This is a genomic window from Actinoplanes sp. KI2, from assembly GCF_025630775.1.
Taxonomy (GTDB): Bacteria; Actinomycetota; Actinomycetes; order Mycobacteriales; family Micromonosporaceae; genus Actinoplanes.
This window is the reverse complement of record NZ_JAOSZE010000046.1, coordinates 24257-42231: the sequence shown is the minus strand read 5'-3', so window position 1 is coordinate 42231 and position 17975 is coordinate 24257. Positions and strand designations below refer to the sequence as shown.

20 protein-coding genes and 1 pseudogene are annotated in these 17975 nt (G+C 71.5%); 11 read left to right on the top strand and 10 right to left on the bottom strand.

Annotated elements, in window-relative coordinates:
• Positions 1 to 34 precede the first annotated feature (34 nt).
• Entirely contained in the window at positions 35 to 832 is a 798-nt protein-coding gene (locus ODJ79_RS37370; RefSeq protein ID WP_263028407.1) for a universal stress protein, read from the bottom strand.
• A 437-nt stretch (positions 833 to 1269) separates the two neighbouring features.
• Between ODJ79_RS37370 and ODJ79_RS37365 the strand changes: the two genes are divergently transcribed.
• The 4 genes from ODJ79_RS37365 (at position 1270) to ODJ79_RS37350 (ending at position 5742) form a co-directional block, all read left to right on the top strand.
• Positions 1270 to 2139 carry a universal stress protein gene (locus ODJ79_RS37365; protein ID WP_263028406.1) on the top strand — a complete coding sequence of 290 codons (870 nt, stop codon included), beginning with the start codon at positions 1270 to 1272 and terminating at the stop codon, positions 2137 to 2139.
• A 169-nt stretch (positions 2140 to 2308) separates the two neighbouring features.
• Positions 2309 to 3631, top strand: a complete 1323-nt coding sequence (locus ODJ79_RS37360; protein ID WP_263028405.1) for a universal stress protein — start codon at positions 2309 to 2311, stop codon at positions 3629 to 3631.
• Positions 3632 to 3713: 82 nt separating this feature from the next.
• The gene (locus ODJ79_RS37355; RefSeq protein WP_263028404.1) at positions 3714 to 4625 is read left to right on the top strand and encodes a universal stress protein; all 912 of its coding nucleotides are present in this window, start codon (positions 3714 to 3716) and stop codon (positions 4623 to 4625) included.
• Positions 4626 to 4827: 202 nt separating this feature from the next.
• A complete protein-coding gene (locus ODJ79_RS37350; protein WP_263028403.1) occupies positions 4828 to 5742 on the top strand; it encodes a universal stress protein in 915 nt (304 codons plus the stop codon).
• A 175-nt stretch (positions 5743 to 5917) separates the two neighbouring features.
• On the opposite strand, the gene ODJ79_RS37345 is transcribed toward ODJ79_RS37350, so the two are convergent.
• A complete protein-coding gene (locus ODJ79_RS37345) occupies positions 5918 to 6811 on the bottom strand; it encodes a class I fructose-bisphosphate aldolase (protein ID WP_263028402.1) in 894 nt (297 codons plus the stop codon).
• A 150-nt stretch (positions 6812 to 6961) separates the two neighbouring features.
• On the opposite strand from ODJ79_RS37345, the gene ODJ79_RS37340 reads away from it, so the two are divergent.
• Positions 6962 to 7237 (top strand): DUF1876 domain-containing protein, encoded by a 276-nt coding sequence (locus ODJ79_RS37340; RefSeq protein WP_263028401.1) that lies wholly within the window; start codon positions 6962 to 6964, stop codon positions 7235 to 7237.
• Positions 7238 to 7423: 186 nt separating this feature from the next.
• Positions 7424 to 8068 carry a response regulator gene (locus tag ODJ79_RS37335; RefSeq protein WP_263028400.1) on the top strand — a complete coding sequence of 215 codons (645 nt, stop codon included), beginning with the start codon at positions 7424 to 7426 and terminating at the stop codon, positions 8066 to 8068.
• A gap of 27 nt (positions 8069 to 8095) precedes the next feature.
• Here ODJ79_RS37335 and ODJ79_RS37330 read toward each other — a convergent pair whose 3' ends face one another.
• Positions 8096 to 8491 (bottom strand): helix-turn-helix domain-containing protein, encoded by a 396-nt coding sequence (locus ODJ79_RS37330; protein WP_263028399.1) that lies wholly within the window; start codon positions 8489 to 8491, stop codon positions 8096 to 8098.
• Between the two features lie 123 nt (positions 8492 to 8614).
• Between ODJ79_RS37330 and ODJ79_RS37325 the strand changes: the two genes are divergently transcribed.
• Positions 8615 to 10375, top strand: a complete 1761-nt coding sequence (locus ODJ79_RS37325; RefSeq protein ID WP_263028398.1) for a GAF domain-containing protein — start codon at positions 8615 to 8617, stop codon at positions 10373 to 10375.
• Between the two features lie 427 nt (positions 10376 to 10802).
• On the top strand, positions 10803 to 11249 hold the full coding sequence (locus tag ODJ79_RS37320; RefSeq protein ID WP_263028397.1) for a hypothetical protein: 447 nt from the start codon (positions 10803 to 10805) through the stop codon (positions 11247 to 11249).
• 202 nt (positions 11250 to 11451) lie between these two features.
• Here the strand turns inward: ODJ79_RS37320 and ODJ79_RS37315 are convergent, their stop codons facing one another.
• Positions 11452 to 12312 (bottom strand): universal stress protein, encoded by an 861-nt coding sequence (locus ODJ79_RS37315; protein WP_263028396.1) that lies wholly within the window; start codon positions 12310 to 12312, stop codon positions 11452 to 11454.
• A 231-nt stretch (positions 12313 to 12543) separates the two neighbouring features.
• Between ODJ79_RS37315 and ODJ79_RS37310 the strand changes: the two genes are divergently transcribed.
• Entirely contained in the window at positions 12544 to 12816 is a 273-nt protein-coding gene (locus ODJ79_RS37310; protein WP_263028395.1) for a hypothetical protein, read from the top strand.
• A gap of 29 nt (positions 12817 to 12845) precedes the next feature.
• Positions 12846 to 13004: a hypothetical protein gene (locus tag ODJ79_RS37305; protein WP_263028394.1), complete on the top strand. Its 159-nt coding sequence runs from the start codon at positions 12846 to 12848 to the stop codon at positions 13002 to 13004.
• Between the two features lie 221 nt (positions 13005 to 13225).
• On the opposite strand, the gene ODJ79_RS37300 is transcribed toward ODJ79_RS37305, so the two are convergent.
• From ODJ79_RS37300 to ODJ79_RS37285, 5 genes and pseudogenes are all read right to left on the bottom strand, one after another.
• Positions 13226 to 13462 carry a hypothetical protein gene (locus ODJ79_RS37300; RefSeq protein ID WP_263028393.1) on the bottom strand — a complete coding sequence of 79 codons (237 nt, stop codon included), beginning with the start codon at positions 13460 to 13462 and terminating at the stop codon, positions 13226 to 13228.
• Between the two features lie 19 nt (positions 13463 to 13481).
• Positions 13482 to 13793 (bottom strand): annotated as a pseudogene (locus ODJ79_RS47300) (PIG-L deacetylase family protein); the annotation flags it as partial.
• On the bottom strand, positions 13790 to 14308 hold the full coding sequence (locus tag ODJ79_RS47295) for a sensor histidine kinase (protein WP_411267409.1): 519 nt from the start codon (positions 14306 to 14308) through the stop codon (positions 13790 to 13792). The pseudogene ODJ79_RS47300 and the gene ODJ79_RS47295, both read right to left, overlap by 4 nt.
• 56 nt (positions 14309 to 14364) lie before the next feature.
• Complete coding sequence (locus tag ODJ79_RS37290; RefSeq protein ID WP_263028392.1) at positions 14365 to 14895, bottom strand: hypothetical protein; 531 nt, start codon at positions 14893 to 14895, stop codon at positions 14365 to 14367.
• A 30-nt stretch (positions 14896 to 14925) separates the two neighbouring features.
• A complete protein-coding gene (locus tag ODJ79_RS37285) occupies positions 14926 to 15285 on the bottom strand; it encodes a hypothetical protein (protein WP_263028391.1) in 360 nt (119 codons plus the stop codon).
• A 250-nt stretch (positions 15286 to 15535) separates the two neighbouring features.
• Here ODJ79_RS37285 and ODJ79_RS37280 point away from each other — a divergent pair, with 250 nt between their 5' ends.
• Positions 15536 to 16696 carry a hypothetical protein gene (locus ODJ79_RS37280; RefSeq protein ID WP_263028390.1) on the top strand — a complete coding sequence of 387 codons (1161 nt, stop codon included), beginning with the start codon at positions 15536 to 15538 and terminating at the stop codon, positions 16694 to 16696.
• 79 nt (positions 16697 to 16775) lie between these two features.
• Here ODJ79_RS37280 and ODJ79_RS37275 read toward each other — a convergent pair whose 3' ends face one another.
• The gene (locus ODJ79_RS37275) at positions 16776 to 17690 is read right to left on the bottom strand and encodes a ferritin family protein (protein WP_263028389.1); all 915 of its coding nucleotides are present in this window, start codon (positions 17688 to 17690) and stop codon (positions 16776 to 16778) included.
• Positions 17691 to 17975: the final 285 nt, after the last annotated feature.

Here is a 17975-nt window from a genome sequence, read left to right as displayed (position 1 = left end):
CAGGGTCGTTGGTCACCTGGTGCCGGTGGTGTGTTTACCGCGCGTCGCGTTGCTCGAGCGGTACGACGGCGACCGGGCAGGGCGCTTCGGTGGCGACGGTGAGCGGCACGTCGCCGGTGCGGGCCCGGCCGATCACGCCGCGCCGCTTGTCGCCGACCACCAGCAGGCGAGCGCCGGCGCCGGCGTGGATGAGCTGGTCGCCGACCGCGCCGGCGAGCACCGAGCGGCGGGTCGGCACCAGGGGATACGCCCGAGCCAACGGCGCGACGGCGTCCCCGAGCAGGGCTGCGGCTGCGGCCCGGTCGGACACGTGCAGCGCGGCGACCGGCAGCCGATTCTGCTCGGCATACGCGTACGCCATCTCGAGTGCGGACCGGCTTGCTGGGCTGTCGTCGACCCCCGCCACGACGTGGCCAGGGTACGGGGTTGCCGCCGCCCGGCCGATCGGGCGGACGACGACAACGGGGCAATGTGCCTGGCGCACCACCCGGCGTACCGTCCGGCCGCCCTCGCCGTCGCCGATGATCAGCAGCCGCGCGCCCGCCGAAGTTTCGGTCAGTTCCTCGGACGCATGCCCAGTGCAGATCTTGAGGGTGGTGCGGTCTCGGCCGAGGCGGCTCCGCACGGTCGCGTAGGCGCGGGCCAGGGCCGGGTCGACGACCTCGACCTCGGCCGGCGTGGGCTGGCCGGCGATGCGCTGCAGCGGCGAGCCGGGTACGCAGACGTGCAGCAGGATCAGCTGCTCACCGGTGTGCGTGGCGAGCTCGACGGCCCAGGTCAGGGCCCGCCAGCCGCCGGCTCCGCCGACACCGGCGGCGATCGGGTGGCGCATCGGTCTGCTCCGCGGGGTCAGTGCCGGGGACACCGGCACGGGAATGACTTCACGGTGCGCTTCTCCGCCTCGCCAAGGTCAGGGCCGAAGGTCATCGGTGATCGGGAAACCGGGGCCCGTCGACACTGACGTCCGGCGAAGGCCGCTCCTGATCAGCGTCGGTATTGAGGGGTGGTCGGCAATGAGGGTTTGGGCGCTCGAACTGCTCGCCTATCGCCGGATCGGCGACGGCCGCGGCTGGCCGCAGTGCTTGGCCTGCACCCGGACGGCGCCTCCCCGGCAGATCGCGTGCGGAATGCCACGTCCGGGCGATCACAGTGCTCTTCTCTGCTGGTGGGGGTGGCAGGACCATCGGCCTGTCCGAACATGACCTGCCGCTCTGACCCGGCACACCGCCGGGCCGCACGCTCAAGGGGAGACCTGGGAAAGGAGTGGTCATGAAGGTCAATCCCATCATCGTCGGCGCCGACGGCACCGAGAACAGCAAGGCGGCGGTGCGATGGGCGGCGCGCGAGGCGCAGCGCCGGGGCCTGCCGCTTCGGGTCACGCACGTCTACGACTGGGAGTGGCGCGAGGCCCGGTACGACTCGAGCAACGTCTACGTGGACGACCCGCGGCGCCACGCCGAGGGCGTCACGGCCACCGCCGCCTACGAGGCGCGGGTGGTGGCCCCGAAGCTGGAGGTCGAGAGCGATCCGGTGATCGGTCACCCGGTGGCACGGCTGCTGGCCGAGACCGAGCACGGGCAGTTGACGGTGCTCGGCAGCCGGGGCCGCGGCGGGTTCGCCAGCCTGCTGCTGGGCTCGGTGAGCCAGCGGGTGGCGACCCACGCGCCGACTTCGGTGGTCGTGGTACGCGGCCGGGGTGACGTCACCGAGGGCCCGGTCGTGGCCGGGGTGGACGACTCGCCGATCGCGGACGCGGTGCTGGCGACCGCGTTCGACGCGGCCGCCGGGCGCCGGTGCGGACTCGAAATCGTGCGGTCGTATCTGCCGGTCGTTCCGCTGTGGATGGACAAGAAGGCCGATGCCGACGCCGCTTCGCCAGAAGCTGATCGGCAAGAGTTGGCGAAGCTGCAGGCGCAGCTGGCGCCGTGGCAGGAGAAGCACCCCGACGTCCCGCTCGAGGTTCTGCTCACCCATCACGGGATCGCCGGTGAGTTGGTCGCGGCGTCGCACCGCGCGCAGTTGGTGGTGGTCGGCAGCCGCGGACACGGTGTGATCGCCGGGACCATGCTGGGGTCCACCGGACTGCAACTGCTGCACCACGCCGACTGCCCCGTCTACATCGTCCGGGCCAAGCACTGACCGCCTACGCATGTTCCAAACGCCGCCTGCGACCGCGGACGGCGGCGTGTCCGGCCACCGTCCGCGGTCGCAGCAGATTCACGCAGGCTCATGGGTGAGCTAATGGGTCCAACGACTCTCGCGGCCGGGCCGGCCGGCGGTTCAGGCTGAAGGAGAGAGGGGGCGCGAGATGACTTCGCTACGGGTGATGGCCGGATACGACGGGTCGGTGGCGGCCGGGGCGGCCATCGACGCGGCCGCGGCGTTGCTGCCCCGGGCACAGGCGTGGATCACGCATCTGTGGATGCCGCCGTTCGCGGACGACGCCCTGCGGCGCCGGCTCTGGCACGGCACCCGCCGGGTCGACGAGTTCGTCGAGGCGGTCGAGCGGGAGGGCGGCGCGGAGGCCGATCGGCTGGCGGCCACCGGCGTCACGCTGGCCCGGGCGGCCGGCTGGGACGCCGAGCCGCTGGTCGAACGTGGTTACGGCGGTGAAGGCGTGCAGTTGGCCGAGTTGGCCGAGAAACTGGAGCCGGACGCGCTGGTAGTCGGCTCCCGGGGGCTCGGCGGCGCCCGCGCCGTGCTGGGCAGCGTCTCCGACATGGTCGTGCACTACGCGACCCAGCCGGTGCTGGTGGTGCCGTACCCGATGTTCGCCGCCGAACGCCAGGCTCTGGCGGACGGCCCGATCGTGGTCGGCTGGGACGGCTCGCCCGGGTCCCGCCGGGCGCTGGCCGCGGCCGGACAGCTGTTCGCCGGCCGGCGGATCATGCTGGCCGCCGTCCAGGACAGCGAGCTGCCGCAACCGGCGCCGCCGGGTTACCAGGAGTACACGGTGCCGCCGGCGGCCGGGCTGCCGGCCGGCCGGGCGGTCGCCGAGGCGCTGGCCCGGCAAGGCGTCGAGCATCGTGCCGCCGCGGTCGTCGTCGGCTCCCGCGGCCGGTCGGCCATCCGCGAGATCCTGCTGGGCAGCGTGGCGATGGCGACCCTGCATCACGTGAGCCGTCCCGTCCTGGTCGTTCCGCACCGGGCCGGCGAGGGAGGAGCCATGATCGGCGCCGATCGCATCGAGGTGACCACGCTGCCCGCCCGTACGGTCGTGGGCCGGCGCGAGACCGTTGCTATGGCGGATCTCGCGGGGTTCTTCGGCCGGACTATCCCGCTCGTCGCCGCCGAGTTCCAACGGCACGGCATCACCCCGGCCGGCCCGGCCACCGCCGTCTACACCAACGAGGTCCACCAGATCTTCCAGGTGACCGTCGGCTTCCCCGTCGACGGCGAGCCGCCGGACATCGGCGGCCTCACCGCCGAGCATCTCCCCGCCGGCCGGGTGGTCCGGGCCGAGCACGTCGGGCCGTATCGGACGCTGCCGTCCATGTACGCCGCCCTGAGCGCCTGGTTCGCCGACCATGCCCGCGTGCCGCCGTCGCGGATGTGGGAGGAGTACCTGGTCGGGCCGGGCACCGTGGACGAGTCGGAGTACCGGACCCGGGTGGTCTACCCGCTGGGCTGACCGGCCGGGGACCAACGGCCCTGGCCGGGTCGCCGTACCGGGGTTGTGATGGGAGCAGAGGAACGGTCCGGGGAGGTCGGCCATGAGTGACCTCGACAGGCTCCGTACGGAGCGAGATTCCCGGCAGGCCCGCGCGGCCCGCGTAGACACCACCCGGTACAGCGGGGCGGTGAATCGATATCTGGGTGTGCTGGGCTACCGCCCGGATGACTGGGGAGCGCCGGGGCCGGGCCGGGTGCCACCGGGTGTGGTCGCGAAGACCGGCCTGGTGCTGGTCGGTGTGGACGACAGCCCGATCAGCTACACCGCGGTGGACCATGCCGCGATCGAGGCCGAGCTGCGTGGCTGGGATCTGCGCCTGGTGCATGTGCAGGGTTCCCGTCCGTCCGCGCAGGACGCCGGTGCCCGGTTGCTCGATCAGCTGGCCGAGCGGGTGCGTGCCTGTGCCCCGTCGGTCGCCGTGACCAGCCGGATCGTGACCGGTGCGGCGGCGTCGCGGTTGCTGGTCGAGGGGCGGCACGCCGGCCTGGTCGTGGTAGGGCATCGGCACGGCGCGGCGAGCTCGGTGTTCGGGGTCAGCGTGGGTGAGCGGGTGGCCGTCGACCACAACGGTGTGGTGATGGTCGTGCGCATTCCCGGCTGGCCGCCGGGCCCCGGGTTCGCCGCCCGCCCGATCGTGGTCGGCGTGGACGGTGACGACAGCCCGGCCGTCGGCTTCGCGCACGCCGAGGCCCGGCTGCGCGGCAGCGAACTGGTGCTGCTGCACGCGGGGCGGACGCCCCGAGTCGAGAAAGTCGAACTCTTCGGCGGTGTGCGGATGCACCGGCGGTTCGTCGCCGACGATCCAGCGGCCGCGTTGATCGACGCGTCGGCCGAGGCGGCGGCGCTGGTGGTCGGCCGGCACGGCCCGGGCGGCATGCCCGCGGGCATGCTCGGTTCGGTGAGCCGCGCGGTGGTCCAGCATGCGCACTGCCCGGTCTTCCTGGTGAGCTGAGGCGCCCGGTCTTCCTGGTGAGCTGAGGCCCGGGACCGACGTCTCCGCCGACGGGTCGTCCGGGCCCTTACGGGGTACACACGCCCGCGCTCGGACGGAGGGAGCCACAGGCTCCCGTGGTGGGGCGAGCGTGACCTATGGCCCGGCCCGACCGGTCATGCGACCGTGTCGGGCCGTTCCGCGTCCTACCTAGTCTGCGAACATGGGCAGCGAGGCGGCGACACCGCGGAACCGGCCGGTCGTGGTTGGGGTGGACGGCTCGCCCAGCACACCCGCCACCGTGGATCTGGCCGCGGCCGAGGCGGCGCGCCGTTCGGCGTCGTTGCGGATCGTGCACGTGTGGCCGGGGCGATATCGAGGCGTGTTCCGTAGCCGGGAGGCGGTGCCGTCCAAGGCGGATGGCATGCGGCTGTTGGAGGTCACGCACCGGCGGGCCGCGCTCGCCCGGCCGGGCCTGCCGATCGTCACCGAGCTGCTGGAGGGCGGGGCGGCCACCACGCTGACCGGCTGCTCGGGCGAGGCTCGGCTACTGGTGGTGGGTCATCGCGACGAGCCCCGCACCGGGTCGAGTTGGGGTTCGACCGCGGCCTATCTGGCCCACCACAGCACCTGCCCGTTGCTGGTGAACCGCGGCGCGGGCCGCGACGGGCCGGTCGTGGTGGCCTCGTCCGCCCGGCCGTCCGGGGCGGCCACGCTCGGGTACGCATTCGCCCAGGCTGCGTTGCTGGGCAGCCGCCTGGTGGCGGTGCACAGCTGGATCCGGCCCGGCGCGGCGGACGGTCGCGCGCCTACCGTGGTGAAGGGCGGGTACACCGAGCAGCGCCGTGCCGCCGAGGCGAGGCTGATCGACGCGCTCGCCGAGTGGTCGGCGCGCTTCCCGGACGTGGCGGTGGAGCGGCTGGTCGTGTCCGACCTAGATCTGGCCTGCACGATCGACCGGGCGTCGCATCGCGGCCGGTTGCTGGTCGCAGGGATCGGAGCGCACGGGCGCTTCGCCGAGCTGCTGTACGGCGCCGGGCAGGTCGGCCTGCGAGGGAGTACCTGCCCGGTGGCGCTCGTGCCGGTCGGCTGGCCGGCGCCCAGACCCGGTGCTGCTGCGTCGATAGCCGCGCGATGACACCGGCCGCCCGTTCCCGCCGGCCCTCGAGGAGTGCGCCTGCGCTGCCGGTGACCCGGAAGGTTGGCGATGCGGCCGGCATCCGGCAGTCCATCCGCCGCAGCCGCCGGCGGGCCTGATGGGCTGCCGATCCCGGAACCGGAATCTGTTGCGCCGGATGTCAAAGGTCGCGGCGTCACGGTGTCGGGTATTTGGCGAGGATCTGGCGTAGCCGGTCGACCAGGACCAGCGACTCGTCGTGCTCGCGCTGCCACACGTTACGGCCGAAGATGAGCCCGGTGGCGCCGGCCGACATCGACTCCTGGGCCTTCTCGAGCATCGCCTCGTCGCCGGCCCGGCTGCCGCCGGAGACCAGCACCATGGTGCGGTTGGCTGCCCGTACGACCGCGTCCATGGCCTCCTGGCTGCTGAACTCGCCGGCGTACGCGTCCGGCACGTCGGTGTGCTTCTCCGGGTGCGGGAAGTTCACCTTGACCACGTCGGCGCCCAGTTCGCTGGCGACGCGGGCGGCGTAGTGCACCGCGTAGAAGGAGTCCTTGCCGCCCTTGTGCTCGATCGCCGCGCCGCGTGGGTAGGCCCACACGATCAGGGGCATGCCGAGGCGCTGCGCGTCCTGTCGGACGGTGCGGTACTGGGCGAAGTCGGCTTCCTGCGCCGGCGAGCCCACGTAGAGGGTGTAGCCGACGGCGTCGGCGCCGAGTCGGACGGCGTCCTCGACCGAGGCGTGTAGCGGCGACAGCGCGTTGACGTCGCTGGGGATGTCGGTCTTGCCGTTCAGCTTCAGGATCAGCGGGACCTCGCCCGCGTAGTCCCAGTAGAACTTCTCGGCCAGGCCGATCTGGATCGCGATGCCGTTGAACCCGCCCTCGAGGGCGAGCCGGACGATGTACTTCGGGTCCCCCGCGATCGGGTCGGCGAAGAAGTCCCTCGGGCCGTGCTCGAGGCCCTGGTCGTACGGCAGGAACAGGGCGGTGCCGTTGCCCAGGCCGTGCTTGTACAGGATGCGGTGCAGCCGGGCCCGTTTGCCCGCGCTCAGCCCGCACTGGGACAGCCGTAGCCGCGCGCTCATGACGATCTCCTTTCCTTCTCCCTTCACCGTGCGCGCGGATCGGCAGGTTCGGTCAGGGTCAGCGGTCCGGGACCGCCGGGACCAACAGCACTGGCCGCTCCGGACGGTCCGGACTGGGATGGTGACCGGAGGATCGGAGGAGGTGCCGTCATGACGCACACCCGTACCTGGACGGTCCAGGTGAACATCGCCGAGGACGAGCTGGAGCGCACCACCCACGCCGCGGCCGTCCTGCACACCGACGCCCGGTCACCGGTGCGCGGCGAGGGCCACGCCCGGCGGCGGCCGACGGACATGGAGGTGCCGGAGATCGGCGACGAGCTGGCCACCGCGCGGGCGCTGGCCGATCTCGCCTACCAGCTGCTGGACGTGACCACGGCCGACATCGAGCAGTTCACCCACAAGCCGGCCCGATTGACGGCCTGACCTTTGCCGCGCCCGGCGACTGGCACCGGCCGGCGGAGCGCGGCGCCGCCGCCCGCCCGGAGCCCCGATCTCGAAGCTGCCGCCCAGGCCGTGGGCCCATGAGGTCGGGCTTGACCTGGCATTGTCCCCGGCCGGACGGGACTTTCGGTCCTGTGGCGGGCCCGCCCACGACGGTACGAAGAAGGGATGATCCAGGCATTTCTGCTCGACGACCACGAAGTTGTCCGCCGTGGCCTGGCCGACCTGCTGGAAGCCACCGGCGACATCGAGGTCGTCGGAGAGTCGGGTTCGGCGCAGGAGGCGGCCCACCGGATCCCGGCCTTCCGCCCCGACGTCATGATCCTGGACGCCCGGCTGCCCGACGGCAACGGCATCGACGTGTGCCGCGATGTCCGCGCGATCGACCCGACGATCAAAGGCTTGATTCTCACCTCGTACGAGGATGACGAGGCGCTGTTCGCCGCGATCATGGCAGGCGCGGCGGGCTACGTGCTCAAGCAGATCCGCGGCACCGACCTGGTGGACGCGGTGCGCCGGGTCGCCGAGGGGCAATCGCTGCTCGACCCAGCGGTCACCCGGCGAGTTCTCGAGCGCATCCGGCACGGTGTCGAAGAACCACGGGAACTGGCCGGGCTGACCGATCAGGAGCGGCGGATCTTGGACTACATCGCCGACGGCGATACCAACCGGGAGATCGCCGGCCGGATGTTCCTGGCCGAGAAGACGGTGAAGAACTACGTCTCCAGCCTGCTCGCCAAGCTAGGCCTGGAACGGCGCACCCAGGCTGCCGTGTTCGCCACCCGGCTGCACAGCGAGCATTCGCACGGCTGAACGACCGTAGCTACCGGACCCGCGGCCTCACTGTGCGTGGCCGTTGATCAACGCGGAGATCCGTTGCCGGGTGACCCGGAACAGCGCGGCGATGCGGTTGATGCTGACCCCCTCGGCATGCAGAACGAGCGCCTGGGCCCGTCGCCACCGGCTACCGCTGACGGACAGGGCGCTCATCGCGACGGAGATGCGTTCGACAATGAGCGGCGGGGTCTCGGCGGACACGATGGCCGTCCAGCTCTGGCCGCTGTCGTGCTGCTCGGCCAGCTCGGCGGCCCGATGGCGCGCGTCCCGCAGCTGGTCGAGGCAGTGGTCCAAGGCCTGCATCAGTTCGTCGAGGGCGGCCCGGGCCTCGACGGAGTGCTGCCGCGCCACGCCCTCCGACGGCCGGCTGTCGATCATGTTGAGCTCTCCTGCCTCCATGCGGTGCCGAATACCGCAATAGTTGTTGCATGAAACTCCCATTGCGCCAGGGCCTTGTGACCCCCTACCGGTGAGTGGCATGCTGCAATGGCTATTGCGTGCAACGCTTGTTGCGAGGACCGCATGAATTCCGACGGCGAGAACCGCGACACCGAGCTGAGTTTCCCGGATCTGCCCCGGCTGGAGTTTGATCAGCTGCTGGGGCAACTGGTCGAGCGTGCCCAGGAAGTGATGGCCACCCAGGGGCGACTCCGGGGACTGTTGCGGGCCAACCAGGCCCTGCTGGCGGGCCTGGATCTGCGTCCCTTGCTGCAGCGGTTGACCGCGTCGGCGGGCGAGCTGGTCGGCGCCCGGTACGCCGCGCTCGGCATCCTCGACGGGCACGGCGGGCTCGCCGAGTTCCTGCACAGCGGTATGCCCGCCGAGACGGTCGCGGCGATCGGGCCGCTGCCGCGCGGCAAGGGCCTGCTGGGCGCGCTGATCGACGACCCGCATCCGATCCGGCTCGATCAAGTGACTGGGCACGTCGGTTCGGTGGGCTTCCCGCCCGGTCACCCGCCCATGCAGAGCTTCCTCGGGGTGCCGATCCGGATCCGGGACGAGGTGTTCGGAAATCTGTACTTCACCGACAGCCGCAACGGCCGGTTCAGCGCCGACGACGAGGAACTGGCCGTCGCGCTCGCGGCCACCGCCGCCGTGGTGATCAACAACGCTCGGCACTACGAGATCAGCCGGCGGCGCGGCGACTGGCTGGCCGCCTCCGCCGAAGTGACCCGGGACATGCTCACCACCGGCACGCCGGCGGCGCCGCTGGAGACGATCGCCGAGCACGCCTACCGGCTGGCGGACGCCGATCTCGTCGCGGTCCTGCTGCCGACCGAAACCGACCGGGGTTTCCTGTCGGTCGCGACCGCCATCGGGAGCCCGGCCACCGGCGCGGCCGCCGAGGATCTGATCGGCTCCCGCAGCGGTCTGGAGGAATCGCTGTGCGCGCACGTGTTCACCACCGGTGAGCCGCTGCGCCTGGCCGACGCCGGCGACCGGCTCGGGCTGCCGCCGACCGTGCTGGCGGGCGCGATCGATGTCGGGCCCGTGCTGGTCGCGCCGCTGACCGGGTCGGAGCAGACTCGGGGCGTGCTGACCGTGGCCCGGCTGCCCGGCCGGCCGCCGTTCCAGGCCGAGGACCTGCAGATGGCCACCGCCTTCGCCAACCAGGCCTCGGTGGCCCTGGAACTGGCCGAGTCCCGCCTCGAACGCGAACGTGTCACGCTCCTGCACGAGCGGGACCGGATCGCCGCGGACCTGCACGACCACATCATCCAGCGGCTGTTCGCCGCCGGGCTGGCGCTGCAGGGCGCCACGGCGCGGATGGGCGACCATCCGGTGGCCCCGCGGGTGGCAGGTGTGATCGACGAGCTCGACGACACCATCGCGCAGATCCGCACCACCATCTTCGCCATCCAGCGGACCGCCGCGGCCGGCCCGCAGGGAGTGCGCGCCCGGATCCTCGACCTGGTCACCGAGTCGGCCACCACGCTCGGCTTCACCCCGGCGCTGCGCTTCACCGGGCCGATCGACACCGTGGCCGACGCCGGCGGCGTCATCGACGATCTCACCGCCGTGCTGCGGGAGAGCCTGAGCAACGTGGCCCGGCACGCCCGGGCCAGCCGGGTCGACGTCGATCTGATCGTCGAACCGGGTGACGCCACAACCGCAGCCCGGCTCACCGTCAAGGTCTGCGACAACGGCGTCGGCATCGGCGACATCACCCGCAGCAGCGGCACCGCCAACCTCCGGCACCGCGCGGAACAACGCGGCGGCACCTGCACGCTGGGCCCGAACGAGCCGTCCGGCACCTGCCTGACCTGGTGCGTACCGATCTGACGCGCAGGTACTGGCCGAGCTGTCCAAGCCGGTGGCGCCGGCCAGGGCCGCGGCCGGCCTCGAGCCGGGCGATCGGCATCTGCCGGCATGCGCCGACGGCGACGCAGACGAACGGCGCCCAGGTGTGGCGGGTGCGTTCGTCGTCTTCCCGCACGCCACACATACCCGCTGCTGCTCACACCGGACACCGGGGAGTGACCACTGCCCGGCATGCGGGCCGGCGCGGAGGACCCGCTCGGGACGGTCCGCGCGCTGACCGGTGGCCTCGGCGCCGGTCCGCTTTCCCTGGCACGTCGGCGAGCCATTGTGCCACCGGGATCGTGTCGTTGGGCCCTGTCCCACGGCGACTCGCTGCGCTGTGCTGGAGGTGATGGGCCGGCCGGCCCCGCATTCGCGCCCGGGCACGCCGGACGACCGGGAGGACGACATGTCCACGACTGCGAAACCGGGCCGCCGCAGCGCGATCCGGACCCTCAACAAGAGGATCCTCAACCCGCTGATGCTGCTGGTGGCCGGGCGCCGCCATTGGTATGCCGCCAAGCTGCACCACGTCGGGCGCCGCTCCGGCCGGCCGTACACCACCCCGGTCGTGGCCGAGCCGGTGCCCGGCGGGTTCGTGGTGCCGCTGCCCTACGGCAGCGGCGTCGACTGGCTGCGCAACGTGCGGGCGGCCGGTGAGGCGGTCATCGACCTGCACGGCGTTCCGTACGCCGTGGACCGGCCGCAGGTCGTCCCGCCGGCGGCGGTGTTGCCGATGGTCCGGCCGAGCCGCCGCCGGGTCTGGCGCCGCCTCGGCATCGAGCGCTTCCTGCGGCTTCGGGCCATGGGCGCCACCGTTCCTCGTCGGCGCCACCCGGGAGCCGGCCCGGACTGAGCCGGGGCAGCCGATCCGCGCCCGCCGCCTGATGCTCATCAGGCCGGCCGGGGTGGCGCTCGTCTTGGCCACGTTCGGCTGACGCTGCTGAATCTGGAACGGTCGGTGGTGGCGCGGGCGGGCAGCTGCTGCGCGCGGGCCGAGCAGCGCGATCTCTCGGCGAGCGGCTATTCGGAGGTAACCTCTCGGGGTCGAGAAACCATCATCGATCGTGGGCGTCGTGCACGACCAGGACCGGCCGGTGGGCGTGGTGCAGGGTGGCCATGGCCGCGCTGCCGAGCAGGATCTCCCGGGGTGCGGAGTGCCCGCGCGAGCCGACCACGACGACGGCTGCGTGCCGTCGGCGAGCGGCGGAGGCGAGCGCCTCCGCGACCGCTCGGCCCGGCGTGAGGTGGCCGCCGTGGGCGTGCAGCCGCAGGAACTCGTGTGCTGCCGTGGGTGGGGCGACAGCGTCGTCGGTGACGGCGGCGAGAATCGTGGGCCGGCCGGCGAACAGCTTCTGGGCGGCGTCCAGCGCCAGCTGTGCGCCCGGTGATCCGTCCCAGCCCACCAGCACCGGCCCGCCGGTCAGGTCCGCGCGTTCGTCGGTCAGCAGCGGATGGGGTACGACCAGGACGGGCCTGGGGGTGGAGTGCGCCACCACGTCGGAGACGCTGCCCAGCACGGCGGGGGCGCCACCGAGCCCGCGGGAGCCGACCACCACGACGTCGGCGTCCAGCTTCTCCGCCAGATCGGCGATGGCGTATCCGACACCTCCGTAGGTCTGTTCGATCACTGGTTCGCAGGCCCAACCGGCGGCCCGAGCCAGGGTGACGCCCATCGCGGCGACGTGTTCGGCGTCCGCCGCGCCCTCGCGTTCGATCGCGGCGTCGAGTTCGTGCAACCCGGTCTGCCGGTCCCGCAGGTGCCGGCGTAGCGCCTCGTCGGCGAACGGCGCAGTCCAGCAGGTGATGATCCAGGCACGGCCCGAGGGCAGGAGCATGGCTCCCGCGTCGATCGCCGCACCGGCCGGCAGTGATCCGTCGTATCCGGCCAGCACCCGAACAGCCCTGGTGTCGTCCATGAACTCCACCTGCTTCCGGCTCACCTCCAGGGTGCCCCGTCGCGCCGCAGGGTGGGGAGAGGCGTTGGACCCGTCCTGATCGCGCACGGTTCAGCGACTTCGAAGGTCGCCGACTGTTTGGGCGGCGGACTTCCCGGCCGGGCGGGGACCATCGGCCCTGGGGGATTGTCGCGTCTCGGCTCACGCTGGGAGACGCAGCCACGACGGTGTCACAACCCACGGGAGGATCCGGTGTGGCAAGCACTGAAAGACATCGCCGACAACGTCAAGCAGTCCCTGGGCATCGAGATTCCCGCCGCGGCCGACCCCACAGCGGTCATCGACACGGCGGCCGGTGCCGCTGACCAGGCAAGCGAGGCGGTTACCACCGCGGCCGACGCCACATCCAGCGCGGCCACCGCGGCGGCGGGCAGTGCCGCGGATGCGGCCGGGGGAGCGGCCGCCGGGGTGGCGGAGCAGATCAGCGGCAAGGTGTCGGACTTCCTCGGCCGCCTCGGCGGCTGAGCACCCGCTGCCGCCGAAAGGAGCCTGTCATGCCGACGCTTTCCGAGCGACTTCGCGAGTTCTTCGACAGCCCGCAGGGCAAGCGCCTTGTCGAACAGGGACAACGGCAGCTGTCCAAGCCGGAGAACCAGCAGAAAGCCAAGCGGCTGTTGGGCAAGCTGCGCGCCGGTCGTACCGAAAAGCGGTAGCAGCAGCGCACGACAGCGGGACGGAAGCCGGCACGGCCGCCGACCATGCTCAATCTGCTCATCGGAAACCACTACTGTGTCGGCGGTCAGGCAGCCGACGCAAGTACTCGAGGTCGGCGAGCAGTTCCAGGCGCCGCCACAGCACACCGCCGGGTACCGCTTGGCTGGGGTGGCAGTTCACCGCGTCGAGCTGGCGGGTCCGGTCCACGGGCACGGTCAGGTCAATCGTCGGGCCGGTGGCCGGCGAAGGCGGCGCCGTAGTCGGCGTTGAGCGTCTGCGCTACCCGGGCGGGCAACGTCCAGCCCAAGACAGGCAGGGCGGTGGGGGCCGCGGCGGTCAGGGCGGCGGCTGTTGCCGCACGGTGGTCGGGGTGGCCGGTGACGCCGCTGGGGTCGAACACGACCAGCCCGTCCGCGGCGACCTGGGCTGCGGTGGCCGCTACCTCGGCGGCCAGCACCCGGGGGCACGGTGGCCAGTCGGCCGTCGGGGTGATCGAGCAGTCGCACTGTGTCCACGCCCAGCGCTTGCGCTGCGGCGTGCAGTTCGGCGGCGCGGATGGCGGTGAGGTCGCCGGGCACGCCGTGGAGGGTGGAGGCTTCGCCGTGGGTGAGGCACAGCACCGAGACGGTGGCGCCGTGGGCGGCGAAAGCGGAGAGGATGGCGCCGAGGCCGAAGGACTCGTCGTCGGGGTGGGCGATCACCGCGAGCACCGAGCGCCAGGCCGGCAGGGCATCGAACCCGGCCGGGCGGATGTCCGCAGCGGGTCGATCGCTGGGGGTCTTGTTCATGGCGGGCTTCCTGTGCCGGGGCGGAGCGTTCGGGCGGGAGCAGGCCTGGCGGCCTGGTATCGGTGGACGAGCACGACGAACGTCTGCCTATCGGCGGTCAAGAACCGTCGTCGGGCGAGGCTGCGGTGCGACGCTGTAGTGGCAGCCGGAGGGTCACGGTGAGGCCGCTGCCGGGGCGGGGAGTCGATGGTGACGGCGCCGCCGTGTGCGATGGCCAATTCCCGTACGACGGCCAGCCCGATGCCGGTGCCGCCGATCCGGGCCGCGTCGCGGCCGCGCCACAGGCGTTCGAAGGCGTGTGGCAGTCGGCGCAGCCGGGCCGGTGATCGTCCGGCAACGTGGCCAGCAGGTGCGTGGTGAAGCCTGAGCCGGTCTGACCGGCCTCCAGCCACTGCACACGCGCCTGTGGCAGAAGACTGGCGAACCAGCGCCCGAACCGGTCGTCGGCGTCCTCCGTCACGCCTTCCTCCGTCCCGGTGCCGCCGCCTCGCGGGCGGCACCGTTGTCTTGAGCATCGTTCGTGTGCGGACGCGCAGGCAGGCCGTTTTCGTCCACGGCTGCCGACGGCCGGTCAGGGAAGGTTGACGTGGCCGGCCCTCATCTTCCACAGGTAGTACTTCTCGAAGGCGAGCTTGAAGGCGTGGTTCTGCGGGCCGGGCACGAGGATGCCGTGCTTGCGGGGCGGCAGCATCTTGTCGGCCAGGATGAGCACGCCGTTGTTGCCGGCATCCATCACACACACGGCCGGGATGTCGCCGAAGCTCTTGCGGGTCGCCGGTTGTTCGCCGCGGATCTGCGCGGCGACGTTCTTGGCCGCGACGTGGGCCATCTGCTCGGTGGGCAGCCCGGTCTTGGGCACGCCGGCGGGGGTGGGTGTGGTCCAGGGCACCTGCACGGCGGCGGCCAGCCCGACGGCGTAGATGTCGTCGAAGCGCCGACTTTGGTAGGTGTCGCGGACCTCGACGTAGCCGCCGGCGTTGGCCAGCCCGTCGGTGCGGCGCAGGAAATTCTGGCTGGCGAACGGGGGCACGATCATCGCGAACACGTACGGGAACTTGTCGCCGTCGGCGGTGATGACCGCGCCGTCGTCCACGGCGCTCATGGCGACGTTAGTGCGGAAGGCGATGTTCTCCTAGCGCAGGAACATGCCGAGCAGCTGATCGCCGTGCGGCAGGCCGCCGATGCCGAAGTGGCCCAGGAACGGTTCCGCGGTCACCTGTGTGATCTTGGATTGCGCTTCAGACCGGCCTTGCGCAACTGGAACGAGGTGTTGAACAGGAACTCGTACGCTGCGCCGAAGCAGCTGGCGCCCTGCGTCGCGCCGATCGCGATGTCGTCCGGTTTCCCGGAACCGTTTCCAGGCCTCGCCGGTGCGGATCGCGCCGTCCAGCGAGGTGATCCACTTCGAGTTGTCCCGCAGGCCGTCGACCGCGTCGAGACACTCTTTGTGATCAAGGTCTGTTGCGGCGACATCGACGGCGCAAATAGGCACGCTGCCAGTCAACCTTCCGGCTGGCCAAGAGTGCAATCTCCGCCCGCTCTCACCGGCCCGGCCAGGGAGATGGGCCTCCGAAGTGGAGCAGTTAGCCCCTTGCGGCCGGAGTCGGCGAGGCGCGGAGTGGAGGTAGGGCCGAGCGCTGGATCGCTGTGCCGTCCCGCCACGGATCATCGACCCGTTTCAGCGTCGTTGCCGCCTCCACGAGAGGCACCGGCAATGTTCCGTTTGGACAAGGAGGACAGAAATGACCCTGATCCGAAGACTGAACGCAGGGCTGGCGGTCACCGCCATGGCGCTGACCGCCGCCGTGTCCCCGGCCATGTCGGCCGTCGCCACGCCGGCCGCCGCGCCTGCGATCAGCACCGGCCGGCTGGTCCAGCTCCGTTCCCTCGGCGGGGACTCCACAGCCGTGGTGATGAACCAGCGCGGTGACATCTTGGGCCACAGCGTCGACAAAGCAGGCAACTATCGAACCGTCGTGTGGTGGCACGACCGGAGCACCCCGGCCGTGGTACCGGTAGCGGAGGCGTTCGCCGGCGCGATAAGTGACAACGGTCATGTCGCCGGCCGGGTTTCCCAGACCGGCAAGCTGTTCGTGTGGCACCCCGGCACCGCAGTCAAGTATCTGCGCCCGCCGGCCGGGACCAACCCTGAGGTGACCGGCCTCAACGACCACGACCAGGTCATCGGTACGACGTACTACCAGAACGGCACCCACCGCGCCTTCACCTGGCAGGGCCGCCATTACCGGTTGCTGCCCGTACCAAAGGGCGCCAACAGCACCGCCGTGGCCATCAACAACCGCGGCCAGATCATCGGCACCATCGTCTCGCACCACGGCACCACCGAACGGGCAGTCCTCTGGCAAGGCACTCGGACGATCCGGATGACCCAGCTCGGCACTCTGGGCGGCACCTCCAGCCGACCGGCGGCGATCAACGACCGCGGCCAGATCATCGGCAACAGCACGCTCCGAAAGTCGTCGGACGAACACCCGTTCCTCTGGCAGCACGGCCGAATGACCGATCTGCTGGCACACACCAAGGCCGTGACGGGCACGGTGACCGCCATCAGCGACACCGGCCTGATGACCGGCCAAGTGTCCTGGCCCGATCGCAGCGAACACGCGGTGCTCTGGCGCGGCCACCAGCTCGTCGACCTCGGCCTGCCCGGCTCCTCCTCCTACCCCAGGGCCGTCAACGACCGTGGCGACGTGGCCGGCATGAACTGGTCGCGGCCGGACACCTTGGGCGTGCCGTTCCGCTGGCGGCACGGGAAGATCACCTTCTTCCCGAAACCGGTCGGCGACATCTCGACCCGCGTCGTCGGCATCGACCCGCACGGAACCATCGTTGTCTCGGAGGAGACCTCGTACTACGGCCAGATCGTGCTCCGCTCCGCGTGAGCCGGGCACCGCTGCCATCGCATGACCAGGAAGGTGCCATCGAGACGATCACACGCAAGCTGCACAGTGGAATAACGGCTCAGGATTGCGGCTGGCCATGGACATGGGTGTGGCGCCCGGGAACAGACCCGCTCAGACAGGCGAACCGGCTGGCGTGCACCGCCTCGTCCTGGGCGAGTTCGTTGAACAGCTGTGCGGCGTCCGAGTCACCGTGTTGTGCCGCGCGGTCGCGATATGCGGGGTAGGTGGTGGTCGCTTCTTGCTGTTCACCGGCTACCGCGGTGCGCAGGTTCTCGTCCGTGGAGCGCACCAGTCCGGCGAGGGCGGCCTCCTCCGCGAAGTGCTCGTTGAGTTCCTGGCTGCGCGCGGCCCGGAAGAGTCGCGCCAGACGCGGATGGCCGGCCAGCTGGGCGTGCCCGGCGTACAACGCGTACTTCAGACTGGCGAACGCCTCGCCGTGCATCGCGCTGTCGAGGTTGGCCGGCGTCTGGCCCGTGCAGCGCGGCGACCCGGCGGGGATCGGGGCGGCCGGTATCCGCTCGCCGACGGGGAACTGCTGGTCGGCGCCGGGGTCGGTGAGCGCGTCGCGGGCGGCCGCGAACCGCTGCGCATGGTGTTTCTCGTCGCCGCTGAGCTCGGTGAAGACCTCCGCCGCCGCGGTACAGCCGTCCCGCTGCGCCTGCCGGGCGAACGCGGGGTACATCACGGTCGCCTCGTAACGCTCCCCCGCGATGGCGTCGGTGAGGTTGTCCACGTCGCTGCCCACCAGGTCAGTGAATCGCGCGAGCCCGGCGAAATGGTCGTACCGTTCCTGGCTCGCGGTCTTCCGGAACAGCTTGGCCACCGTCTCCAGATTGTCGTCCGCCGCCTGCGCCGCGTAGGCGCGGTATGCCGCGTAGGCATAAGCCTCGCCGTGCATCGCCGCCACCGCGTCTGCCTGCGTGGCCGGACTGATACTGACCGGTTCGCGTCTGTCGCCGGCCGCATACGCCACGGCAGGTGCCGAGACCACAACGACGACGGCCAGCCCGACCCCGAGCGCAGAACGCGCACGCATGCGTACCTCCTGAAGTCGAAATAATGGCAACTGCCACCTTCGTACCATTCAGATCGGTTCCTGGTGCGGCTTCGCGTTGAGTCGCGTCTTCATCCACGGCTTCACGTCGGCCGCCGTCGGTCCGCACCCATCAGCAGACCTCGACCGTCGATCCGCGCGCCGGCGGCATCTGCTGCAGGCGTTACACGAGTTGGAGATCTTCTACCACGGCATCGGCCTCAG

Bases quoted from the DNA above. Each gene is read 5' to 3' on its own strand.
- ODJ79_RS37370 (WP_263028407.1), bottom strand. From the start codon at position 832: ATGCGCCACCCGATCGCCGCCGGTGTCGGCGGAGCCGGCGGCTGGCGG.
- ODJ79_RS37365 (WP_263028406.1), top strand. From the start codon at position 1,270: ATGAAGGTCAATCCCATCATCGTCGGCGCCGACGGCACCGAGAACAGC.
- ODJ79_RS37360 (WP_263028405.1), top strand. From the start codon at position 2,309: ATGACTTCGCTACGGGTGATGGCCGGATACGACGGGTCGGTGGCGGCC.
- ODJ79_RS37355 (WP_263028404.1), top strand. From the start codon at position 3,714: ATGAGTGACCTCGACAGGCTCCGTACGGAGCGAGATTCCCGGCAGGCC.
- ODJ79_RS37350 (WP_263028403.1), top strand. From the start codon at position 4,828: ATGGGCAGCGAGGCGGCGACACCGCGGAACCGGCCGGTCGTGGTTGGG.
- ODJ79_RS37345 (WP_263028402.1), bottom strand. From the start codon at position 6,811: ATGAGCGCGCGGCTACGGCTGTCCCAGTGCGGGCTGAGCGCGGGCAAA.
- ODJ79_RS37340 (WP_263028401.1), top strand. From the start codon at position 6,962: ATGACGCACACCCGTACCTGGACGGTCCAGGTGAACATCGCCGAGGAC.
- ODJ79_RS37335 (WP_263028400.1), top strand. From the start codon at position 7,424: ATGATCCAGGCATTTCTGCTCGACGACCACGAAGTTGTCCGCCGTGGC.
- ODJ79_RS37330 (WP_263028399.1), bottom strand. From the start codon at position 8,491: ATGGAGGCAGGAGAGCTCAACATGATCGACAGCCGGCCGTCGGAGGGC.
- ODJ79_RS37325 (WP_263028398.1), top strand. From the start codon at position 8,615: ATGAATTCCGACGGCGAGAACCGCGACACCGAGCTGAGTTTCCCGGAT.
- ODJ79_RS37320 (WP_263028397.1), top strand. From the start codon at position 10,803: ATGTCCACGACTGCGAAACCGGGCCGCCGCAGCGCGATCCGGACCCTC.
- ODJ79_RS37315 (WP_263028396.1), bottom strand. From the start codon at position 12,312: ATGGACGACACCAGGGCTGTTCGGGTGCTGGCCGGATACGACGGATCA.
- ODJ79_RS37305 (WP_263028394.1), top strand. From the start codon at position 12,846: ATGCCGACGCTTTCCGAGCGACTTCGCGAGTTCTTCGACAGCCCGCAG.
- ODJ79_RS47295 (WP_411267409.1), bottom strand. From the start codon at position 14,308: ATGCTCAAGACAACGGTGCCGCCCGCGAGGCGGCGGCACCGGGACGGA.
- ODJ79_RS37290 (WP_263028392.1), bottom strand. From the start codon at position 14,895: ATGAGCGCCGTGGACGACGGCGCGGTCATCACCGCCGACGGCGACAAG.
- ODJ79_RS37280 (WP_263028390.1), top strand. From the start codon at position 15,536: ATGACCCTGATCCGAAGACTGAACGCAGGGCTGGCGGTCACCGCCATG.